General features: G+C 65.9%; 21 protein-coding genes. 8 read left to right on the top strand and 13 right to left on the bottom strand.

Annotated features, from left to right (window positions below):
* Nucleotides 1-19: 19 nt before the first annotated feature.
* The gene (gene phaR / locus QX041_RS19150) at nt 20-613 is read right to left on the bottom strand and encodes a polyhydroxyalkanoate synthesis repressor PhaR (RefSeq protein ID WP_315715176.1); all 594 of its coding nucleotides are present in this window, start codon (nt 611-613) and stop codon (nt 20-22) included.
* Nucleotides 614-995: 382 nt separating this feature from the next.
* Between phaR and QX041_RS19145 the strand changes: the two genes are divergently transcribed.
* The 4 genes from QX041_RS19145 (at nt 996) to QX041_RS19130 (ending at nt 6,434) form a co-directional block, all read left to right on the top strand.
* Nucleotides 996-2,174, top strand: a complete 1,179-nt coding sequence (locus QX041_RS19145; protein WP_315715177.1) for an acetyl-CoA C-acetyltransferase — start codon at nt 996-998, stop codon at nt 2,172-2,174.
* A 271-nt stretch (nt 2,175-2,445) separates the two neighbouring features.
* Nucleotides 2,446-3,171 carry a beta-ketoacyl-ACP reductase gene (locus tag QX041_RS19140; RefSeq protein WP_315715178.1) on the top strand — a complete coding sequence of 242 codons (726 nt, stop codon included), beginning with the start codon at nt 2,446-2,448 and terminating at the stop codon, nt 3,169-3,171.
* A gap of 153 nt (nt 3,172-3,324) precedes the next feature.
* On the top strand, nt 3,325-4,197 hold the full coding sequence (locus tag QX041_RS19135) for a DMT family transporter (RefSeq protein ID WP_316166272.1): 873 nt from the start codon (nt 3,325-3,327) through the stop codon (nt 4,195-4,197).
* A 227-nt stretch (nt 4,198-4,424) separates the two neighbouring features.
* Nucleotides 4,425-6,434, top strand: a complete 2,010-nt coding sequence (locus QX041_RS19130) for a putative bifunctional diguanylate cyclase/phosphodiesterase (protein WP_315715180.1) — start codon at nt 4,425-4,427, stop codon at nt 6,432-6,434.
* 1 nt (nt 6,435) lies between these two features.
* Here QX041_RS19130 and QX041_RS19125 read toward each other — a convergent pair whose 3' ends face one another.
* Complete coding sequence (locus tag QX041_RS19125; RefSeq protein ID WP_315715181.1) at nt 6,436-6,870, bottom strand: cupin domain-containing protein; 435 nt, start codon at nt 6,868-6,870, stop codon at nt 6,436-6,438.
* 14 nt (nt 6,871-6,884) lie between these two features.
* On the bottom strand, nt 6,885-7,652 hold the full coding sequence (gene gloB, locus QX041_RS19120) for a hydroxyacylglutathione hydrolase (protein ID WP_316166271.1): 768 nt from the start codon (nt 7,650-7,652) through the stop codon (nt 6,885-6,887).
* 193 nt (nt 7,653-7,845) lie between these two features.
* On the opposite strand from gloB, the gene QX041_RS19115 reads away from it, so the two are divergent.
* Nucleotides 7,846-8,622, top strand: coding sequence for a class I SAM-dependent methyltransferase (locus QX041_RS19115; protein WP_316166270.1), 777 nt, complete (start codon nt 7,846-7,848; stop codon nt 8,620-8,622).
* Between the two features lie 90 nt (nt 8,623-8,712).
* Here QX041_RS19115 and QX041_RS19110 read toward each other — a convergent pair whose 3' ends face one another.
* From QX041_RS19110 to QX041_RS19090, 5 genes are all read right to left on the bottom strand, one after another.
* Nucleotides 8,713-9,543 (bottom strand): DUF4167 domain-containing protein, encoded by an 831-nt coding sequence (locus QX041_RS19110; RefSeq protein ID WP_315751931.1) that lies wholly within the window; start codon nt 9,541-9,543, stop codon nt 8,713-8,715.
* A 551-nt stretch (nt 9,544-10,094) separates the two neighbouring features.
* Nucleotides 10,095-10,982, bottom strand: a complete 888-nt coding sequence (gene prmC / locus QX041_RS19105) for a peptide chain release factor N(5)-glutamine methyltransferase (RefSeq protein ID WP_316166268.1) — start codon at nt 10,980-10,982, stop codon at nt 10,095-10,097.
* Between the two features lie 193 nt (nt 10,983-11,175).
* On the bottom strand, nt 11,176-12,261 hold the full coding sequence (prfA, locus tag QX041_RS19100) for a peptide chain release factor 1 (RefSeq protein WP_316166267.1): 1,086 nt from the start codon (nt 12,259-12,261) through the stop codon (nt 11,176-11,178).
* Between the two features lie 62 nt (nt 12,262-12,323).
* Nucleotides 12,324-14,591: a phosphoenolpyruvate--protein phosphotransferase gene (ptsP, locus tag QX041_RS19095; RefSeq protein ID WP_315715187.1), complete on the bottom strand. Its 2,268-nt coding sequence runs from the start codon at nt 14,589-14,591 to the stop codon at nt 12,324-12,326.
* Nucleotides 14,592-14,893: 302 nt separating this feature from the next.
* On the bottom strand, nt 14,894-16,150 hold the full coding sequence (locus QX041_RS19090) for an aspartate kinase (protein WP_315715188.1): 1,257 nt from the start codon (nt 16,148-16,150) through the stop codon (nt 14,894-14,896).
* Nucleotides 16,151-16,297: 147 nt separating this feature from the next.
* On the opposite strand from QX041_RS19090, the gene QX041_RS19085 reads away from it, so the two are divergent.
* Nucleotides 16,298-16,765, top strand: coding sequence for a PH domain-containing protein (locus QX041_RS19085; protein WP_316166266.1), 468 nt, complete (start codon nt 16,298-16,300; stop codon nt 16,763-16,765).
* A 47-nt stretch (nt 16,766-16,812) separates the two neighbouring features.
* The gene (gene ubiG, locus QX041_RS19080; RefSeq protein ID WP_409977941.1) at nt 16,813-17,577 is read left to right on the top strand and encodes a bifunctional 2-polyprenyl-6-hydroxyphenol methylase/3-demethylubiquinol 3-O-methyltransferase UbiG; all 765 of its coding nucleotides are present in this window, start codon (nt 16,813-16,815) and stop codon (nt 17,575-17,577) included.
* A gap of 102 nt (nt 17,578-17,679) precedes the next feature.
* Here ubiG and QX041_RS19075 read toward each other — a convergent pair whose 3' ends face one another.
* On the bottom strand, nt 17,680-17,961 hold the full coding sequence (locus QX041_RS19075) for a GIY-YIG nuclease family protein (RefSeq protein WP_315715191.1): 282 nt from the start codon (nt 17,959-17,961) through the stop codon (nt 17,680-17,682).
* A gap of 233 nt (nt 17,962-18,194) precedes the next feature.
* On the opposite strand from QX041_RS19075, the gene QX041_RS19070 reads away from it, so the two are divergent.
* On the top strand, nt 18,195-19,094 hold the full coding sequence (locus QX041_RS19070; protein WP_316166265.1) for a DMT family transporter: 900 nt from the start codon (nt 18,195-18,197) through the stop codon (nt 19,092-19,094).
* Here QX041_RS19070 and QX041_RS19065 read toward each other — a convergent pair whose 3' ends face one another.
* From QX041_RS19065 to grxC, 4 genes are all read right to left on the bottom strand, one after another.
* Complete coding sequence (locus tag QX041_RS19065; RefSeq protein ID WP_315751935.1) at nt 19,095-19,532, bottom strand: EamA family transporter; 438 nt, start codon at nt 19,530-19,532, stop codon at nt 19,095-19,097.
* A gap of 140 nt (nt 19,533-19,672) precedes the next feature.
* Nucleotides 19,673-20,149 carry a DUF1178 family protein gene (locus QX041_RS19060; RefSeq protein ID WP_315751936.1) on the bottom strand — a complete coding sequence of 159 codons (477 nt, stop codon included), beginning with the start codon at nt 20,147-20,149 and terminating at the stop codon, nt 19,673-19,675.
* Nucleotides 20,146-21,024 (bottom strand): carbon-nitrogen hydrolase family protein, encoded by an 879-nt coding sequence (locus tag QX041_RS19055; protein ID WP_315715195.1) that lies wholly within the window; start codon nt 21,022-21,024, stop codon nt 20,146-20,148. Before QX041_RS19055 ends, QX041_RS19060 begins: the two co-directional genes overlap by 4 nt.
* Nucleotides 21,021-21,296, bottom strand: a complete 276-nt coding sequence (gene grxC / locus QX041_RS19050) for a glutaredoxin 3 (protein WP_315715197.1) — start codon at nt 21,294-21,296, stop codon at nt 21,021-21,023. The genes QX041_RS19055 and grxC overlap by 4 nt, the downstream gene beginning before the upstream one ends.
* Between the last annotated feature and the right edge of the window lie 9 nt (nt 21,297-21,305).

The following is a 21,305-nucleotide window of genomic DNA, read 5'->3' as shown; positions in this document are numbered from 1 at the left end:
CAGCCGCCGGCCTTCGGCGTCAGCCTTGCTGCTCGTCCTTCTTCGGCTCCGACATGCGATCGAGCCGGTCCTGCATTTCCTTCATCTGACGGCGCAGCTCGTCGATGTTGTCGTCGGCGGCCGGGGCCGGCTCGGCGGCCTTCTCGTCGGCGCGCACCGGCGGCGTGAACGGCTTGAACATCGAGAACGTCTGCTGGAACAGTTCCATGTTGCGGCGCACCTGCTCCTCGAGCGGCGCGAACGGCGTCCCGCTGAAGGTGTCGGCGATCTGCTTGCGGAACTTCTCCTGCTCCCGGGTCAGGGTATCGATCGACTGCTCAAGGTACTTTGGCACCACCATCTGCATGCTGTCGCCGTAGAAGCGGATCAGCTGGCGCAGGAACGTGGTCGGCAGCAGGTTCTGACCGGCCTTGTTCTCCTGCTCGAAGATGATCTGCGCGAGGACCGACCGCGTGATGTCGTCGCCGGTCTTGGCGTCGTAGACCAGGAAATCCTCCCCGTTCTTAACCATCGAGGCCAGATCTTCGAGGGTCACGTAGGTACTCGTCCCGGTATTGTAGAGCCGCCGGTTCGCGTATTTCTTGATTGTGGTGGGTTGGTCAGATTTCGCCATGAGCTCACACATGCAAACCGAGAACAGGGAACCCGGCGGCGTCGCCGCAGGGCGAAGAGCTACGCAATGCAATAACGTAATCACTTTCGAGCGAGTTCGGCTACGGTTTTGTGCGGAACGGTTAATCCCGCAGCAGAAATCTTGCCCACGAAACGGCCAAGCATCCCAATTTGAATGCGCTGCAACAGGAATTGCTGATGCCGCCAATTGACATGTCGCAACGACGTTAACAGGATGAAGGACGAAGGTTGCGCACTCGCCAATCCGGGGCTTGCGGAGGGCCGGCACGACCGTGAACTGAAAAGATCATTTTCATTTCAAATACCCTCGAGTCTCAAGCCCTCGCTTTCACGTCCAAGATCAAGAACCCCAGGAGATGCTCATGTCAGACGATGTCGTCATCGTCAGCGCCGCCCGCACCGCGGTTGGAAGTTTCAACGGTGCCTTCGCCAGTGTCCCGGCTCATGAATTGGGGGCGGTGGCCATCAAGGCCGCGCTGGAGCGCGCCGGCGTCGAGCCGGGCCGCGTCTCGGAGGTCATTATGGGCCAGATCCTGACTGCGGCGCAGGGCCAGAACCCGGCGCGCCAGGCTTCGATCGCCGCCGGCATTCCAGTCGAGAGTCCGGCCTGGGGCATCAACCAACTGTGCGGCTCCGGCCTGCGCTCCGTGGCGCTCGGCTACCAGGCGCTCGTCAATGGCGACTCCGACATCGTGGTCGCCGGCGGCCAGGAGTCGATGAGCATGGCGGCGCACGCGCAATATCTGCGCGCCGGCGTGAAGATGGGCTCGCTCGATCTGGTCGACACGATGATCAAGGACGGCTTGTGGGACGCCTTCAACGGCTATCACATGGGCAACACCGCCGAGAACGTTGCGAAGCAATATCAGATCACGCGCGCGCAGCAGGACGAGTTCGCCGTTGCATCGCAGAACAAGGCCGAGGCGGCTCAGAAGGCCGGCAGGTTCAAGGACGAGATCGCACCCGTGACGGTCAAGAGCCGCAAGGGTGACACCGTGGTCGACACCGATGAATATCCGCGTCATGGCGCGACGATCGAGGCCATGGCCAAGCTGCGTGCGGCGTTCGAGAAGGACGGCACGGTCACGGCCGGCAACGCGTCGGGCATCAATGACGGCGCGGCTGCCGTGGTGCTGATGACCGCCAAGCAGGCGGCCAAGGAGGGCAAGACCCCGCTGGCGCGGATCGTGTCCTGGGGCCAGGCCGGCGTCGACCCGAAGATCATGGGCACCGGCCCGATCCCGGCGTCGCGTTCGGCGCTGAAGAAGGCCGGCTGGAACATCGCCGACCTCGACCTGATCGAAGCCAACGAGGCGTTCGCCGCGCAGGCTTGCGCGGTGAACAAGGATCTCGGCTGGGATCCGGCCAAGGTCAACGTCAACGGCGGCGCGATCGCGATCGGCCATCCGATCGGTGCGTCCGGCGCGCGCGTGCTCGTGACTCTGCTGCACGAGATGCAGAAGCGCGACGCGAAGAAGGGTCTTGCCACGCTGTGCATCGGCGGCGGCATGGGCATCGCGCTGTGCGTTGCACGCGACTAAAAAGCCGGCAGTGACTGCGAACCGTTCAGCCTTCGCAATCGCGTCCAGCTCAACTAAAGATCAACGCCCGGCGATCTCGCCGGGCGTTTTGTTCTTGATGTCCGTCAAACACGTCGCATAATCGACCACTAAAAAAATGGAGTTGAGCGAGCATGGACGGTCGTGCGGCAAGTTGATCGTCGCGCGGAGGTTCATGATCCAATAACAACGGCAAGCGCGGCGACAGCCAGAGGTTGTCCTGTGCGATCAGTCATCGAGGGAAGGATTCGACATGGCACGTGTAGCGTTGGTGACGGGGGGAACGCGCGGTATCGGAGCGGCGATCAGCAAGGCGCTGAAGGCGGCTGGATACAAGGTCGCGGCGAATTACGGCGGCAACGATGCCGCGGCGGAGAAGTTCAAGAGCGAGACCGAGATCCCCGTCTACAAATGGGACGTCAGCTCGTTCGAGGCCTGCGGCGAAGGCATCAAGAAGGTCGAAGCCGATCTCGGTCCCATCGATGTGCTGATCAACAATGCCGGCATCACCCGTGATACGGCCTTCCACAAGATGACGCTCGAGCAGTGGAGCGCGGTGATCAACACCAATCTCGGCTCGCTGTTCAACATGACCCGCCCGGTCATCGAGGGCATGCGCGCGCGCAAGTTCGGCCGCATCATCAACATCTCCTCGATCAACGGCCAGAAGGGCCAGTTCGGCCAGGTCAACTACTCCGCGGCGAAGGCCGGCGACATCGGCTTCACCAAGGCGCTCGCGCTGGAGACGGCCAAGGCCGGCATCACCGTCAACGTGATCTGCCCGGGCTACATCAACACCGAGATGGTGCAGGCGGTGCCGAAGGACGTGCTCGAGAAAGCCATCCTGCCGCTGATTCCGGTGGGGCGCCTCGGCGAGCCCGAGGAGATCGCGCGCGCCGTGGTGTTCCTCGCGGCTGATGAGGCCGGAGCCATCACCGGCTCGACGCTGTCGGTCAATGGCGGCCAGTACATGGTGTGAGCCTCGCCGGCGGCGTTGCCTCCGGCCACCATCTGCGGTTAAGGAAAACCTGATGCCCGCGCTCGCCGCGGGCATTCACGTCTTGGACGCTCCCCGCACGGACGCAGGCGTGGGTGGCCGGCATGAGCCGGCCGTGACGGAGCCTGCCGCCTGATGTCCCAGCGCAATGCGACCCTGATCGGTCTGACCGCGATCCTGATGTGGTCGCTGCTCGCCTTGTTGACGGTGGCAACTGGCACGATCCCCGCCTTCCAGCTTGCGGCGATGACCTTCGCGATCGGCGGCGCGGTCGGCCTGCTCAGTCTGGTCCGCCGACCGGACGGGCTACGGGTGCTGCGGCAGCCGCTGACGGCGTGGGCCGTGGGCGTCGGTGGGCTGTTCGGTTATCACGCGCTGTACTTCCTGGCGCTGCGCTTCGCGCCGCCGGCAGAAGCCGGGCTGCTGAACTATCTTTGGCCGCTGCTGATCGTGCTATTTTCGGCCTTTCTGCCGGGGGAGCGGCTCGCGGTTCATCACGTGACCGGCGCCGTGATCGGGCTTGTCGGCACCGCGCTGCTGTTGCTCGGCAACGGTGCGAGCTTCGCTGCGAGCCAGTTGCCGGGGCTCGCGGCCGCCTTCGTCGCGGCGTTCGTGTGGGCGATCTATTCGGTGCTCTCGCGCCGTCTGAAGGCGGTGCCGACCGATGCCGTCGCCGGCTTCTGCATGGCGACGTCCGCGCTCGCGGCCCTGGTCCATGTTGCGGTCGAGCGAACGGTCTGGCCCGACGGCCCGACGCAGTGGCTCGCTGTTGCCGGTCTCGGCATCGGCCCGGTTGGCGCCGCGTTCTATGCCTGGGACATCGGGATGAAGCGCGGAGACATTCGCGTGCTCGGTGCCGCATCCTATGCGACGCCGCTGCTGTCGACGGCTTTCCTGATCGTTGCCGGCTATGCCCGGCCGAGCGCCACCCTGGCGGTGGCCGCACTGCTGATTGCCGGCGGCGGTCTGGTCGCGGCCAAGGACATGTTCCTCCTGCGCAAGCGCTGACCGCGTCAGGTCGAGCGACGTCAGGCGGCGCCGGCTCGCATGCGGACTCGGCACGGCGGTCCGAATCCGCCGGTTATCCTTGATGCGCACTTAACCGTGCGCAAAACCGGCGCGCCGGCCGGTAGCTCACAACCGCCGATTACAGTTTGCCGCGGTCTGCACCTAACCCGCCCTTTACCCGTGCTGAGCGATAGTCCCTGCGAAATGGTGCTGACAACGGGGCGGCAATGCCGGACGTGAGACGTTACATGGCCCGCGCAGGGGAGTTGTTTCGCGTTCCCGCCGACAGTCCCGAGCTGACGCGCGCGCAGTTCCAGGCGTTCTCCAAGCAGGTGCCGCTGCTCTATTTCATTCTCATCACCAACAGCCTGGCGCTCGCCTACACGTTCCTGCCGCTGGCGCCGACGTGGCTCACGATCTCGGTGCCGGCGTTGCTATCGACGATTACCGGCGCGCGCATGCTGTGGTGGCTGCGGCAGGGCGAGGCCGCCAGCAGCGACGCCGAGGTGCTGCGCAACCTGCGTGTCACCAACCGGATTGCCGGCCCGATCGGGGCGCTGTTCGTCGTCTGGTCCTTCGCGTTGTTTCCCTACGGCGACCCATTCGCCAAGGGGCAGGTCGCGTTCTACATGGCGGTCACGGTCATCGGCATCATCTTCTGCCTGATGCACCTGCGCTCCGCAGCCCTGATCGTGACCCTCGTGGTCATCGTGCCCTATGTCATCTTCTTCATGTCCACGGGCGTTCACGCGCTGCGGGCGATCGCGGTCAATCAGCTGCTCGTGTCCGGCGCGATGGTCACGGTGCTGTTCATCTATTATCGGGATTTCGCCGCGCTCGTCGCCAGCCGCAAATCGCTGCTCGCGGAGCAGGCGGCGACGCAAGCGCTGTCGGATGAAAACTTCCGCCTCGCCAATCTGGATTCGCTGACCGATCTGCCCAATCGCCGTCGCTTCTTCTCGGAGCTCACGCAAGCTTTCGCCGAGGCCGACCGGGACGGCACGCGGCTCGCCGTCGGCATCATCGATCTCGACGGCTTCAAGCCGATCAACGACACCTATGGGCACACGGTCGGCGACCGCGTGCTGATCGAGGCCGCGCGCCGCATCCGCGACGCCTGTGCCGGCCATGGCGGCCAGGTCCATCTCGCCCGGCTCGGCGGCGACGAGTTCGGACTGGTGGTCGCCGGCAATCCCACGGACGACGATCTGCTCAACCTCGGACGGCAGATCACCGACCTCATCAAGCTGCCCTATCAGTTCGACACGACCCATACCGGCCTGTCGTGCTCGACCGGCTTTGCGTTGTATCCGCGCTCGGCCATGGTTGCGGATGCGCTGTACGAATGCGCCGACTATGCGCTCTACCACGCCAAGCGCCGCGCCCGCGGCCAGGCCATCATCTTCTCGACCGAGCTCGAGGCGGAGATCCGCAGCCGCAGCGTGATCGAGCACCTGTTGCGCACGGCCGATTTCGACGCCGAGATGGACCTGGCGTTTCAGCCGATCATGGACGCGACGAATTCGCGCACCACCGGATTCGAGGTCCTGGCGCGCTGGCACAGCCCCAAGCTGGGTACGGTGTCGCCCGCAAGCTTCATCCCGGCCGCCGAGCGGATCGGCGTCATCCGCAGCCTGACGCGTTGTCTGCTGGTCAAGGCGCTCGCCGCCGCGCGGACCTGGCCGGACGACATTCGCGTGTCGTTCAATCTCTCCGCGCACGACATCTGTTCGCCGGATGGCGTCCTGCCGCTGCTGGCGGTCATCCATGCCAGCGGCGTGCCGCCGCGCCGCATCGAGTTCGAGATCACCGAGACCGCCGTCACCTTCGACTTCGCCCGCGCCGAGCAGTCGATCGCGGCATTGAAGGCGATCGGTTGCGGCATCTCGCTGGACGATTTCGGCACCGGCTACTCGTCGCTCAGTCACGTCCACCGGCTGCCGCTCGACAAGCTCAAGGTCGACCGCAGTTTCGTGAGCGACGTCAACGCTAACCCGATCAGCCACAAGATCATCAAGTCGCTGACCGGCCTCTGCGCCGACATGGAAATTTCGTGCGTCGTCGAGGGTGTCGAGACCAAGGAGCAGCTCGACAGCCTGCGGCGTCTGGGCGCGGACTACATCCAGGGCTACTACTTCGCGAAGCCGATGCCGGCCGACGCGATTTCCGGCTTCCTCGCCCAGGAGCGCCAGCGCTTCGCCGAGCCAGCCGCGAAGGTCGCCGGCGCGAGCGCCTGACTCAGACCTCCGGCTCCCAGCCGGGCGGCGCAAGCTCGAATCCTTCGAACATGAAGCCCGGCGCCACCGTGCAGCCGACGAGCGTCCAATCGCCGGCGCTCTCGGCGGCCTGCCAGGCATGGGCGGGCACCACCGCCTGCGGCTGCTGGCCGGCTGCGAGGTCGATGCCCAGCGTCGTCGTTTGCGGCGCCTGGCCTTCGGCGGCGATCCGCAAGGTCAGCGGCGCACCGGCATAGAAGTGCCAGGTCTCGACCGCGTCGACCCTGTGCCAATGCGAACGCTCGCCGCGCGCGAGCAGGAAATAGATCAAGGTCGATGCGGCGCGGCCGGAGGCGTCGACGGCCGGATCGCGGAAGGTCTCGCGAAAATGTCCGCCCTCCGGATGAGGCTGCAGGCCGAGACGCGCGATGATGTCGGCAGCCGAGAGCGTGGCCATCGTCGTCCTCGCCGTTACGACTTGTTCTTGCGCTCGCGCAGCTCGCCGAATACCTGCTCGGCGCTGGCGCCCTTCATGCGCAGCCGCACTGCGACGGCCGGATCGTCGGCGCGCAGGAACACGTTGGCGGTCTTCTCGTCGCCCAGCAGCGACGGAATGGTCGGCCGGTTGGCGGCACGCAGCCGCGTGACCTCCTCGGCGCGAGCCTTCAGCGCCGCGTTGTCGCCGTCGACGGTGAGGGCGAATTTGACGTTCGAGGCTGTGTATTCGTGGCCGCAATAGAGCCGGAAGTCGTCCGGCAGCGCGCGCAGCTTGAGAAGCGAGTCCCACATCATCGGATAGGTGCCCTCGAACACCCGGCCGCAGCCGACCGAGAACAGCGTGTCGGCCGCAAACAGCGCCTTGTCGGCATCGAACACGTAGGAGACGTGGTCGAGCGTATGGCCCGGCGTTTCCAGCACCCGCGCGAGCAACTCGCCGATCTTCACGACATCGCCATGGGCGACTCGCAGATCGACGTTGGCGATCGCCGTCGTCTTGTCGTGGGGCGCGACCACCCGGCAGCCATATTTCTGCTTGAGCTCGGCGACGCCGCCGACATGGTCGTGATGATGATGCGTGATCAGGATGTCGGTGAGCCTCCAGCCTTCGGCGTCCAATTGCCGGACGATCGGTCCGGCCTCGGGGGCGTCGATCGAGGCAGTCGCACCGGTCGCGGGGTCATGGATCAGATAGCCGAAATTGTCGGACAGGCAGGTGAAGGCGCGGATGTCGGCGGCCATGATGTCTCCGTCGGCGGGACCGGGCGAGGCACGATGGTCGCGCTCGCGATGCCAGAAGGTCGTGGAAGCGGAGCCCGGGCGCAGCGCTGCGGGGCGGCCTCCGATGTCCCGCGCAGAGATATGGCGTTAACGCTGGAGGCGCAACGCAATATTCGGCGCGCGGCAGCGCGCGCTCGCATGATACATTGACGTCATGGACGTGATCGATCTGCGAAATTTCTATTCGGGTCGCCTCGGGATCGTCGCGCGGCTCTTGATCAACCGCGGTATCCGCGCGCGCTGGCCGAGCGCGGCCGGGCAGCGGGTGCTCGGCGTCGGCTATCCCACGCCCTATCTTGGCCTGTTCCGCGAGGATTCCGAACGCTGCATCGCCTTCATGCCGGCGGCGCAGGGGGTGCTGAAATGGCCGACGGCGCGGCCGACGCTGGCCTCGCTGGTGGACGAGTTCTCGCTGCCGCTGCCCGATGCGGCGATCGACCGCATCCTGATCGTGCATGCGCTGGAGATGTCGGACGACCCGGCCGGGCTGCTGCGCGAGATGTGGCGGGTGCTGGCGCCGGCGGGACGCATGATCATCGTGATCCCGAACCGGCGCGGCGTCTGGACGCGGACCGACAACACGCCGTTCGGCCATGGCCGGCCCTATTCGCGCTCGCAGATCACGCAACTGCTGCGGCAGACCTGGTTCACGCCGACCGGCTGGGGCGAGGCGCTGTTCATGCCTCCGGTCGGCGGCTGGTTCCTGAAATCGGCGATGGCCTGGGAGCGAGTCGGCGCAGCGCTGTCGCTGCCGTTCGCCGGTGTCCACATCGTGGAGGCGACCAAGCAGGTCTACCGGGTGATCCCGGCGCGCCGCGAGCGCATCCGGCTGATCCCGCGGCTCGAACCGGTGCTGGCGCCGTCACCGTCGGCCCCCGGATCCGGTGGCGCTGGTCGCCGCGAGGTCGGTCCGCCGTCGCACGAAGGATGATCCCGGGCCGTTTTCCTGCGCGCTTCCCGCGCAAAAAAACGGGTGGGCTCAGAGCCCACCCGTTTCGTGTTTCACGACGGAGCGAAATCGCTATTCGCCCGGATTGAGGTCCTCGCTCGGCGCCGGCGCAGCAGCGGCTGCTTCAGCGCGCGGACCATGCGGACGCCGGCGGCGCCGCGGATAGCGCTCGGCAGCGCCCTCGAAGGCGGCCGGGGGATTGGCGATCTGCGGCTGCGGACCGGTGATGAAGGACGGCAGCCGATCGACGCCGCTGTCGGCGATGACGGGCTGGGGTTGCGGCTGCGGCTGGTACTGGACGGGCTGCGGCCGCTCCCGGTGCTCGCGCGGCTCCCGCTCGCGATGTTCGCGGGGTTCACGGTGTTCCCGCGGCTCGCGGTGTTCGCGCGGCTCGCGATGCTCACGCGCTTCGCGGTGCTCGCGCGGCTGCTGCTCGCGCTGATAGGGCTGGTTGTCGCCGCGCTCGCGCTGGCCGCCTTCGCGGTCGCGCATGAAGGGTTGGGGCTGAGGCTGCGGCTGGGCCGGAACGAAGCCGGGCTCCTGGCCGAAATGCGAGAAGCTCTCACCGTCATCGTCGAGGTCGTCGACGGTCAGGTCCTCGGTGTTGCGCGGCTGCTGCGGCTGGTTCTGGCGGAACTGCTCCTGCGCGGCGGCAATCAGGCGGAAATAATGCTCGGCGTGCTGGTAGTAGTTCTCGGCGGCTACGGGGTCACCCGAAGAGCGGGCGTCGCGGGCAAGCTGGACATATTTCTCGGCGACATGAGAGGCAGTGCCGCGGATCTTGATGTCCGGTCCATTGGACTCGAACACCCGGGTCAGCGGATTCTGGCCGCGCCGGTTATTGTTGTTGTTACCGCCGCTGTTCCGGTTGCGCATCCGCTTGTTGTTCTGACCGTTTCTCATGTCCTGCCTTTATTCCAACCCTGCGTTAGGAGCACCGATTGTCTGAGCACTGATTGTTATCGGAATACCGAGAGTGTATTGAAATACCTTCGCCGGGCTCGGACGCCTCGCGCGCGGTCCAAATGGTCCCATCCGACCCATGTCGGTTCCGACATGCCGGTTTGACCCATGCCGATGTGATCGACAGCCGATTCTCTCGACAAAAGCGCGTTCAAAACGCGTTCCCCACCCGCCAGCCCCTGGGACCGGCGAACCACGTCATTCAGCCAGCCAAGGCGACATGCGCCACGACCGACCCAGTTTGCTTAGCGTAAGACCTCAAGTGCAAAGTCAGGCTTTCGTTCGCTTTGCAGTCGCGGGCTGCGCAGCCATCCGGGCTCTCGCGCTCAGCAGATCTGCGTTCTGGAACCTATCGCCCGGCGCGGCTCTCTGGCATCTGACCGCGGCGGTGTTCCGTGAATACCGCTCGTCGTGGCCTGCACCGGTGCTATGGATGGAACGTAGTCGCTCCCGGGGGATATTCCAAGAGCTTTTTCTGCATCCCCCGACCTTTACCGGAGCTTTTTTAGGCCCATGACGGTTCGGGGAATACCGGCCAGATCGGCCCGGATCGTCGAGGAATCGGCCGTCAGGCCAGCCCTCACCATCAATGCAGCGACCTCGTCACTCTGGCCAAGCCCGACCTCCACGATGACAGCGCCGTCCGGCCGCAGCAGGGCCGCCGCCTGCGGGATCAGCGCGCGGTAGGCGTCGAGCCCGTCCTTGCCCCCGTCCAGGGCGCGCAGCGGATCATGAGTGCGCACCTCGACGTCGAGCGCACCGATCTCGGACGATGGGATGTAGGGCGGGTTCGACACGATCAGGTCGAAACCCGCAGACAGCGCTGCGGCGTAGGAGCAGGCGACGAAGCCGGCGCGGTCGGCCAATCCGAGCGCGCGCGCATTATCCCGCGCGGTGGTCAGCGCGGCCAAGCTGATGTCGGTACCGAGTCCAAAGGCCCGCGGCAGCTCGGACAGCAGCGCCAGCAGGATCGCGCCGGAGCCCGTGCCGAGATCGGCGATGCGCAAGCGACGCTTCAGGTCGCCGCCGGCCGCGAGATGTTCCAGTGCCAGCTCGACGACAGTCTCTGTGTCCGGCCGCGGCACCAGCGTGTCGGCCGACAATCGCAGGTCCAGGCCCCAGAACTCTTTGGTGCCGAGGATGCGGGCGACCGGTTCGCCGGCCAGCCGGCGCTGCACCAGCGTTTCCAGGCGCTGCGCGTCGTCATGGGAGAGCTGTCGTCTCCCGTGCATCACGAGCCCGGTGAGCTCGAGCTGCAGCGCATGGCCGACCAGCAGCCGCGCATCGAGCTCGGGCGAGTCGAGGCCCGCATCTGCAAAGCGCGCGGCCAGGGCACGGCGGGCGGCATCGATCGTCACGCCGGCGATGAGGCCGGTCATCGCGCAAACTCCCTCCACGCGTCATCCCCGCGAACGCGGGGAGCCATACGCCGTGCCGTGGCGGGACGGGCGGTCGGAGTTGCCTTCTGTGACAGCCACGAAGGCCGGTGGTTAGGGGTCCCTGCGTTCGCCGGGACGACACCGTTTGTGTCGGGGCAGCGTCGCATCGCCTCCTGCAATGCGCCGGTGCGCATCACGCCGCAGCACCTTGCGCGGCGAGCTGCGCGGCCTGGTGCTCGGTCGTCAGCGCGTCGATGAGTTCGCCCAGCGCTTCGCCGGCGATCACCTGCGGCAGCTTGTAGAGCGTCAGGTTGATGCGGTGGTCGGTGACGCGCCCTTGCGGAAAATTATAGGTGCGGATGCGCTCCGAGCGGTCGCCCGAGCCGACTTTCTCCTTGCGCTCGGCCGAGCGGGCCGCGTCGACCTTCTGCCGCTCGGCGTCGTAGATGCGCGAGCGCAGGATGTTCATCGCGGAGGCGCGGTTCTTGTGCTGCGAGCGGCTGTCCTGCATCATCACGACGATCCCGGTCGGGATATGGGTGATGCGGATCGCCGATTCCGTCTTGTTGACGTGCTGGCCGCCGGCGCCTTGCGCGCGCATGGTCTCGATGCGCAGGTCGTCCGGCTTGATGTCGACGTCGACATCCTCGACCTCGGGCAGCACGGCGACTGTCGCCGCCGAGGTGTGGATGCGGCCCTGCGTCTCGGTATCGGGCACGCGCTGCACGCGGTGCACGCCGGATTCGAACTTCAGCTTGGCGAAGGCGCCGCGGCCCTGCACTTCGGCGACGATCTCCTTGTAGCCGCCGACGGTGCCTTCGGAGGCCGAGACCACCTCGACCTTCCAGCCCTGCAGGGCGGCGAAGCGCTCATACATCCGGAACAGGTCGCCGGCGAACAACGAGGCCTCGTCGCCGCCGGTGCCGGCGCGGATTTCGAGCACGACGTTGCGGTCGTCCATCGCATCCTTCGGCAGCAGCGCGACGCGGATCTTCTGCTCCAGCTCGCCGCGGCGCGCGATCAGTTCGTCGCGCTCGGCCTCGGCCATCGCGCGCATTTCGGCATCCGTGGTGGGATCGGCGATCAGCGCCTCAGTGTCGGCGAGCTCCTTGACGCCGGCGCGATAGGCCTTGACCGCGTCGATCAGCGGATTGAGCTCGGCCAGCTCACGGGTGATCTGCACGTAGCGGTCGGAATTGACCTGGCCGAGCAGCTCCGCCTCGAGCGAGGCGTGATGCGCGAGCAGGATATCCAGTTTGGCTTGGGGAAGCGACGACATGATGCAATCTGTTCTAGGAGCAAACGATACGAACGGAAGACGCGCAGGCCGCGACAGACCCGCTACAGCGCGAGGCCTTCGCTCTCGGCGAACTCGGTCAGCTTCTGCCGCATCGAGAAGCTGCCGGCCGGCGCGGCCAGCCATTCGGCCATCTTCGTCGCCGCCTTGCCGGCGTCGAGTTCGAGGATCATCGCCTTCACAGGGCCGTGCGCGGTGGCCGACAACGACAGCGAGCGGTAGCCGAGCGCGATCAGTGCCAATGCGCCGATCGGCTTGGAGGCCATCTCGCCGCACAGTGACACCGACCGCTTGGCGGCCTTGGCCTTGTGCACGATCTGCTGCAACGCCCGCAGGATCGGCGTCGACAGCGTGTCGAAGCGCTCGGAGACCTTGGCATTGCCGCGATCGACCGCGAACAGGAACTGGAACAGGTCGTTCGAGCCGACCGAGATGAAGTCGACCTTCGAAAGCAGCTCGTCGAGCTGATACAGCAGCGCCGGGACCTCGAGCATGGTGCCGACGTCGACGCGTTCCGGCAGCGTATGGCCGTGCTGGCGCAGATAGGTCAGCTCGCGCTCGACGATCGCCTTGGCCGTGTCGAACTCGGCGACTTCCGAGATCATCGGGAACATGATGCGCAGCGAGCGGCCGCCGCCGGCGCGCAGCAGCGCCCGGATCTGGCCGCGCAGCAGGCCCGGACGGTCGAGGCCGAGGCGGATCGCGCGCCAGCCGAGCGCCGGATTCTCCTCGATCACGGTCTCCATGTACGGCAGCGCCTTGTCGCCGCCGATGTCCAAGGTGCGGAACGTGACCGGCTTGTGGCCGGCGGCGTCGAGAACCGTGCGATACAGCGCCAGCTGGTCGCTCGAGCGCGGCAGGCTGGCGGACACCATGAATTGCAGCTCGGTGCGGAACAGGCCGATGCCGGCGCTGCCGGTGTCCTCGATGTGCGGCAGGTCGATGACCAGGCCGGCATTGATCATCAGCTCGACCGGCTGGCCGTCCTTGGTCACGCAGGGCTTGTTGCGCAGCTCGCCATATTGCGCCTGACGGCGGGCGCGGAAGCGCACCCGCTCGGCATAGGCGGATTCGATCTCCGACGACGGGCGCACATAGATCGAGCCTGAGGTGCCATCGACGATGATGGCGTCGCCGGGATCGGCGATGCCCGGCGCGTTCGGCACCTCGCCGACGGCGGGAATGCCCAGTGCGCGCGCCACGATCGCGACGTGCGAATTGGCGGTGCCTTCCTCGAGCACGAGGCCGCGCAGCCGCTTGCGGTCGTAGTCGAGCAGCGCCGCCGGACCCATCGCGCGTGCGATCAGGATGGCGTTGTCCGGCAGGTGCTCGCGCCGCGGCGCGTGGTCCTGGCCGACGAGCTGACGCAGCAGCCGGTAGCCGAGATCCTCGAGGTCGTGCAGCCGCTCGCGCAGATACGGATCGGTCGAGCGCAGCATGCGGGCGCGGGTGTCGGACTGCACGCGCTCGACGGCGGCTTCCGCCGTGAGGCCGGTCGCCACCGCCTCGTGCAGCTTGTGCGACCAGCCCTGGTCGTTGGCGAACATGCGATAGGCTTCGAGCACCTCGCGGTGCTCGCCGCCATCGGCGACGTCGCCACGCTCCAGCATGCGGTCGAGGTCGGCGCGCAGCTTGAGCAGCGCGGCGTCGAGCCGCTTGATCTCCTTGGGCAGGTCCTCGGCAATGTAATTGTTGATGACGACGCGCGGCTCGTGCAGCACGACATGGCCGAGCGCGATGCCATCGGACAGCACCGTGCCGGTCTTGTGGATCGAGTGCCGCGCCGCCGGCTCGGCGCCGGGCTGCGCCAGTGCCGCGAGCTCGCCGGAGGCGATCATCTCGGCGAGCACCATCGCGGTGGTCTGCAGCGCCTCGACCTCTTCCTCGACATAGGTGCGCTTGGCGCGGTTCTGCACCACCAGCACGCCGAGCGTGTTGCCGGCGCGCAGGATCGGCACGCCAAGGAAGGAGTGGTAGATCTCTTCGCCGGTCTCCGGCCGATACGAAAAGGCGGGATGGCTCTGGGCGTCGTTCAGGTTGAGCGGCGTCGCTTCGCTGGCGACGAGGCCGACGAGGCCTTCATGCGCGCTCAGCACGGTCATGTGCACGGCGTCGCGGTTCAGACCTTCGGTCGCGTAGAGCTCGAGCGTGTTGTCGACACGCAGCACATAGACCGAGCAGACCTCCGCGACCATGTTGGCCGCGATCAGCACCACGATCTTGTCGAGCCGCTCCTGTGCCGAGACCTGCTCCGCCATGGTCTCGCGAAGCCGTCTGAGCAGGACGCGGGGGCCTCCCGACGCGCTTCGCATGTGGCACAATCCCCCTTCCTGGGGCCAGCCCGGCACGCGGCCGGATCTGGCGCTAAACTCGCGGCATCGAACAGCTTTCTCGATTCGGCACTATCGCACGCTCAGAGTGCCGGCCCGAACCAGAACAACCATCACTGGAGCACAGTTTGCGGCTGCCATCCTGCGATGGCGTATAGCGAATTAGGGCTTGTTTTGCCAAGCAAAACGCCTGCCACCGCGGGCGGCGTCAACGGCTTTCGAACGATCTCCGGCCCGTCCCGCTGTCACAGAACGGGACAGGTGTGGTCGCGGAGGAGGATTTTCTAGGCCTGGTCCAGTCCGTAGAGCGTATGCAGCGTGCGGACGGCGAGCTCGGTGTAGGCGGCGTCGATCAGCACCGAGAACTTGATCTCGGAGGTCGTGATCGCGCGAATGTTGATGTTGCGGGCGGCGAGCGCGGCGAATCCCTTGGCGGCGACGCCGGCATGGCTGCGCATGCCCGATCCGATCACCGAAACCTTGGCGACGTCGGTCGCGGTATCCAGGCGCTGATAGCCGATCCTGTCCTTGGCCGCGGTGATGGTCTCGCGCGCGCGATTGTAATCGGTGGCCGGCACCGTGAAGGTGAGATCGGTGGTCTTGCCGTCTTCGGAGACGTTCTGGACGATCATGTCGACGTTGATATTGGCATCCGCCAGTGGTCCGAAGATCGAGGCGGCGACGCCCGGCTTGTCCTCGATCTGGCGCACCGAGATCTGGGCCTCGTCCTTGGAGAAGGCGATGCCGGTCACGACGTGATTTTCCATGATTTGTTCCTCGCTGCAGATCAGCGTCCCCGGCGGCTGGTTGGCGTGCGGGTCGATATCCTCGGGCTTGTCGAATGAGGAGCGGACGAAGATCGGCATGTTGTGCACCATGCCCAGTTCCACCGAACGGACCTGCAGCACCTTGGCGCCCTGCGACGCCAGCTCCAGCATGTCCTCGAAGGCGATCTTGTCGAGCCGCTTGGCCTTCGGCACCACCCGGGGGTCGGTGGTATAGACGCCGTCGACGTCGGTATAGATGTCGCAGCGGTCGGCCTTGATGGCGGCCGCGATCGCCACCGCCGAGGTGTCCGAGCCGCCGCGGCCGAGCGTGGTGATTCGCCCGGTTTCGGCGTTGATGCCCTGGAAGCCGGCGATGACCGCGACCTCCTTGCGGTCGCGAAAGCGCTGGATCAGCTCGGAGCCGTCGATATCGACGATTCGCGCCGAGGCATGGGCATCGCTGGTCTTGATCGGGATCTGCCAGCCCTGCCACGAGCGGGCCTGGATGCCCATGCTCTGCAGCACGATCGCCAGCAGGCCGGACGTGACCTGCTCGCCCGAGGCCACGACGGCATCGTATTCACGCGCATCGTGCATCGGCGACGCCTCGGTGCACCAGGCGACCAGTTCGTTGGTCTTGCCGGACATGGCCGAGACCACGACGGCGACCTCATGACCGGCGTCGACCTCGCGCTTGACGTGGCGCGCGACGTTGCGGATGCGGTCGATGTTGGCGACGGATGTGCCGCCGAATTTCAGCACGAGGCGACCCATGACGACGCGCTCATTCCCATCAGGAGGATAAGTTGACCGGCTGGGCGCGAAACCGGAGGCGCGCCAGCCGAAACGCGCGTATACATAGCGCCGCGGCTGGGGGCAAGACGGTTCCTTGTGGTGACAGGGTCAGGTAGAGGCTTTGGAATGGCGCGTTACATCGACGAAATCCTGCAACCCGGCGAGAAGGTGCTGTATTCGACCAATGCACATTGGATGTTCTACCTGCCGGCGATCGGGGCCTGGATCGTCGTGTTTGGATTGCTCGTCCTCTCCCGCATGACCGTGAACGACAATCTGGTCATGCTGTGCCTGGCCACCGCCGCCGTCATCGCCATTGTTGCCCTGTATTGGACGGTTCGGGCCTGGTTCCATCGCCTGACCACCGAGACGGACGTCACCAATCGCCGTGTCGTGCACAAAACCGGTTTCATCAAGCGCCGTACCTTCGAGATGGCTCTCGACAAGGTCGAGAGCGTCGACGTCAACCAGACCATCATGGGACGGGTTCTCAATTACGGCGATGTCACCATCTTGGGTGTGGGCGAGGGCAAGGAAACCATTTCGACCATCGCGGAGCCGCTGGCGTTCCGGAACGCCATCACGGCGCGTTAGCCCGGTACGGCGCCGCAGCTTCGATCATTGAGTATTCAGCGATGACAATGCCTCAGGATTCCCGCAGCACTTCTGTTCCCTCCGGCTCGACCGTCGACCCGGCCGAGATCGCGAAGTTCTCGAAACTGTCCGAGACGTGGTGGGACCCCAAGGGCAAGATGGCGCCCCTGCACAAGATCAACCCGCTGCGCCTGACCTATATCCGCGATGCCGCCTGCCGGAAATTCGAGCGCAACGCCAAGAGCCTCAACTGCTTGTCGGGGCTGCGCATGCTCGACATCGGCTGCGGCGCGGGACTGCTGTGCGAGCCGTTCACGCGGCTGGGCGCGCAGGTCGTCGGCGTCGACCCCTCGGCCAGCAACATTGCCGCCGCCAGGCTGCATGCCGAGAAGGGTCATCTGTCGATCGACTACCGCTGCACCACGATCGAGGAGATGGATCCGCGCGAGCGCTTCGACATCGTGCTGGCGATGGAGGTCGTCGAGCACGTCACCGACGTCAGCGCCTTCCTCGGCCGCTGTGCCGCGGTGCTGAAGCCGGGCGGCATGATGGTGGTCTCGACCCTCAACCGCAACTGGAAGAGCTTTGCGCTCGCCATCGTCGGCGCCGAATACGTGCTGCGCTGGCTGCCGCGCGGCACGCATGAGTGGAGCAAGTTCGTCACGCCGGACGAGCTGACCAAATACCTGCTCGACAACCGCCTGGTCATCACCGAGCAGAGCGGCGTGGTCTACAGCCCGTTCGCCGACCGCTGGAGCCTGTCGACCGACATGGACGTGAACTACATGATGGTCGCCGAGCAGATGGTTTAGCGCGCGCGGCCATTCATCGGCTTGACCCGTCTGCCGCTCCATAACCGGTGTCGTCCCTGCGAACGCAGGGACCCATAACCACAGGGAGGGGTTTGAGGCACGCTAGGAGATCAGGTCGCTGAGATCGCGCCATTCAAGATTGTCGCGCTCGATCAGTTCGATTTTCCAATCACGCTTCCAGCGCTTGAGCTGCTTCTCGCGGGTGATCGCTTCCGCAGCAACAGTGTAGATTTCGACGTAGACCAGCCGAAACACCCCGTACTTCTTCACGAACTCCGAGCCTTCGCCCTTGCGATGCTGCTCGAGCCGAGTCCGTAACGAGTTGGTCACACCGATGTACAGCGTACCGTGACGGCCGCTGGCGAGAATATAGACATAGTACATCGCCGCACCATCGCGTGGATGGATCGCCTAACCCAATTGAAGCCGGTGGTTATGGGTCCCTGCGTTCGCAGGGACGACACCGGATGTGTGGCGCGAGCTTACCACAAGACGCAATCCGTCCTGGCCCTTCCGGCGAGAGCTGCAATCCTGACATGCGGCTGAACCGCCTCACCGCTGTTGACCCAGCGCCCCGTGGTCGTCACGGTGCCAATCTCACTACTGCATTGTGCCGCATGCTCTCCATCACCTCGCTCTGGATTCCCTTCACGCTGGTCGCCGCCGCTGGCCAGGTCGCGCGCAATGCGATGCAGCGGTCGCTGACGGCGAAGCTCGGCACCTGGGGCGCGACCAATATCCGCTTCCTGTTCGGCTTTCCGTTCTCGCTGGTGTTCCTGACCGCGGTGCTGCTGGCCACCGGCGACCACCTGCCGTGGCCGCCGGCGGTGTTCTGGCCGTGGCTGCTGCTCGGTGCGCTCAGCCAGATCATCGCCACCGGGCTGATGCTGCTGGCGATGACCGACCGCTCCTTCGTCGTCACCACGGCCTATCTGAAGACCGAGGCGATCCAGACCGCGATCTTCGGCTTCATCTTTCTCGGCGATCCGCTCTCGCTTCCAAAGGTGATCGCGATCCTGATCGCCACCATCGGCGTCGTCATCACCGCCCTCAGGCCCGGCGGTGAGAAGAGCTTTGCCGAGTTGAGGCCGACCGTAACCGGCCTGGTTGCCGCGGCGTCGTTCGCCTTGTCGGCCGTCGGCTTCCGCGGCGCCATCATCACCGTCGACGGCGTGTCCTTCGTCACCGCCGCGTCGTACACGCTGGTCTGGGGCCTATTCGTGCAGACGGCGCTCCTCACCGTCTATCTGCTGGCGCGCGCGCCCGACATCCTGCGCGGAATCCTGTCGCTGTGGCGGCCATCGATGATGGCCGGCTTCGTCGGCGCCTTCGCATCGCAATTCTGGTTCCTGGCGTTCGCGCTGACCGCGGCCGCCAACGTCCGCACGCTCGCGCTGATCGAGGTACTGTTCGCGCAGGGCGTGTCGTACTATTCGTTCAAGCAGCCGGTTTCGCTGCGCGAGATCGGCGGCATCACGCTGATCGTCGCCGGCGTGGCGCTGCTGGTCGCCGTGTAGTCAGCCCTTGATCGCGATCAGCACGGCGCCGGCCGCGATCAGGGCGATGCCGATCCAGCCCTGCAGGCTCGGTCGTTCGCCGAGAAACACGACGCCGAACAAGGCGACCAGCACGACGCTGAGTTTGTCGATCGGCGCGACCAGCGTCGCGGGTCCGAGCTTCAGGGCGCGGAAGTAGCACAGCCACGAGGCGCCGGTGCCGAGCGCCGACAGTGTCAGGAACACCCAGCTCTTGGTCGAGATCGGTCCCGGGCTGGTGAGCTGGCCCGTCGCGAACAGGATCAGCGCCAGAGTCACCAGCACGATCGCGGTGCGGATCAGCGTGGCAAGATCGGAGTTGAGACCTTCGACGCCAACCTTGGCGAAGATGGCGGTGAGGGCCGCGAACAGCGCGGAGAGGAGGGCCCAGAGCTGCCAGGACGAGGAGAGGGGGGACATGTCGTCACACCGGCGAAAGAGAGAGTGCAGGCCGAGATCTCTCTCCCGTCGTTGCGAGCGAAGCGAAGCAATCCAGAATCTTTGCCCGGCGCTGGATTGCTTCGCTTCGCTCGCAATGACGGAGAGGGCGTCTCTATTGCTCAATTCCGGTCGTCCGGCAGCACCGGGATCGGCGCGACCTCGATGCCTTCCTCGATCAGTTCGCGGGCCTCGTCGAGCGAGGCCTCGCCATAGATCGGCCGGTGCTCGGTCTCGCCGTAATGCATCTTGCGGGCTTCGGTCGGGAATCGTTCGCCGACATCGTCGGCGTTCTTGACGATGTGGTCGCGCAGCTCCTTGAGCTTGGCGCGCAGCTCGCGCTCCTGCGCCATCATCAGCGCGGTCGATCCCGGCGGAATCACTTCCTGCGCTGGCGTCGGTGAGGCCGGTACCGGCACGGCCTCGCGGCCCTTCTTGCTGACGATGCGCGGCGCCATGATAGCCTTCTCGACCTTGGTCGAGCCGCAGGTCGGGCATTCCACCAGCTTGCGCTTCACCTGCGAATCGTAGGCCGAGGAGCTCTGGAACCAGCTTTCGAACGTATGGTCACGCTCGCAGCGCAGCGCATAGCGGATCATGCCGAGCCCCGCACCAGGTGCAGATAGTCCGGACCCGCGTTGGGGTCGGCGATGCCGAACCGGCGGCCGTGCTGCAGCGAAGGAATGGTCTGGCGCACGCTCTCGACCCGCGACGGATCGATGCGCGCCATGATCACGCCGGGCTCGACGCCGCCCTCGGCGAGAATCTCGCCCCATGGATCGATGATCAGCGAGTGGCCGAAGGTCTCGCGCTTGTTCTCGTGCAGGCCGCACTGGGCGGCGGCGAACACGAAGCATCCCGTCTCGATGGCGCGGGCGCGCAGCAGCGTGTGCCAGTGCGCCTCGCCGGTCTTGCGGGTGAAGGCGGAGGGCACGCTGATGAAGGAGGCGCCGCTCTCGGCCAGCGCGCGATACAGCGCCGGGAAGCGCACGTCGTAGCAGATCGTCAGCCCCAGACGACCCCAGGGCAGATCCGAGATCACGGCCGTCTCGCCCGGTTGATAGTTGGCGGACTCGCGATAGCTCTCACCGCCCGGCAGATCGATGTCGAACATGTGGATCTTGTCGTAGCTCGCCAGCACGTTGCCCTCGGGGCCGATCAGGAACGAGCGGTTCACGGCCTTGTCTGCCGAGAAGCGCAGCGCCAGCGACCCGATGTGCAGATGGATGCCCAGCTCCTTGGCGAGCGCCTGATAGGCTTTGAGAGAGGGATCGTCCGCCTCGCTCTTGAGCTGCTCGAACAGCGCCGTCCGGTTGAGCTGCATCATGTTGCTCACTTCCGGCGTCTGGACATACTCCGCGCCCTGCGCGACCGCTTCCCGGATCAGCCTGATGCCCTGCTCGAGGCTCGGCTCGGGCAGGAGCGAGGTGCGCATCTGCACCATGGCGGCGGTAAAGCTGCGGTCGTTGCTCATGATGTCGCCTTGTCTCCCGCCAGCATGGCGTCGAGCCTGCCCTCGCGATCGAGCGCATAGAGGTCGTCGCAGCCGCCGACATGGGTGTGGCCGATGAAGATCTGCGGAAAGGTCGAGCCCGGGCCGACACGATCATACATCTTCTGCCGAATCGTCGGATCCTTGCCCGCGTCATGCTCGGTGAAGGCAACGTTCTTGCGGGTCAGAAGCGATTTGGCGGCCGTGCAGTAGCCGCACCCCGGACGGGTATAGATTTCGATCGCAGCGGTCATGTCGCGCTC

The organism is Bradyrhizobium sp. SZCCHNRI2009 (genome assembly GCF_032485115.1).
Classification (GTDB): domain Bacteria; phylum Pseudomonadota; class Alphaproteobacteria; order Rhizobiales; family Xanthobacteraceae; genus Bradyrhizobium.
Note: the sequence above shows the minus strand (reverse complement) of the source record. Positions and strands in the feature narration are given on the sequence as shown.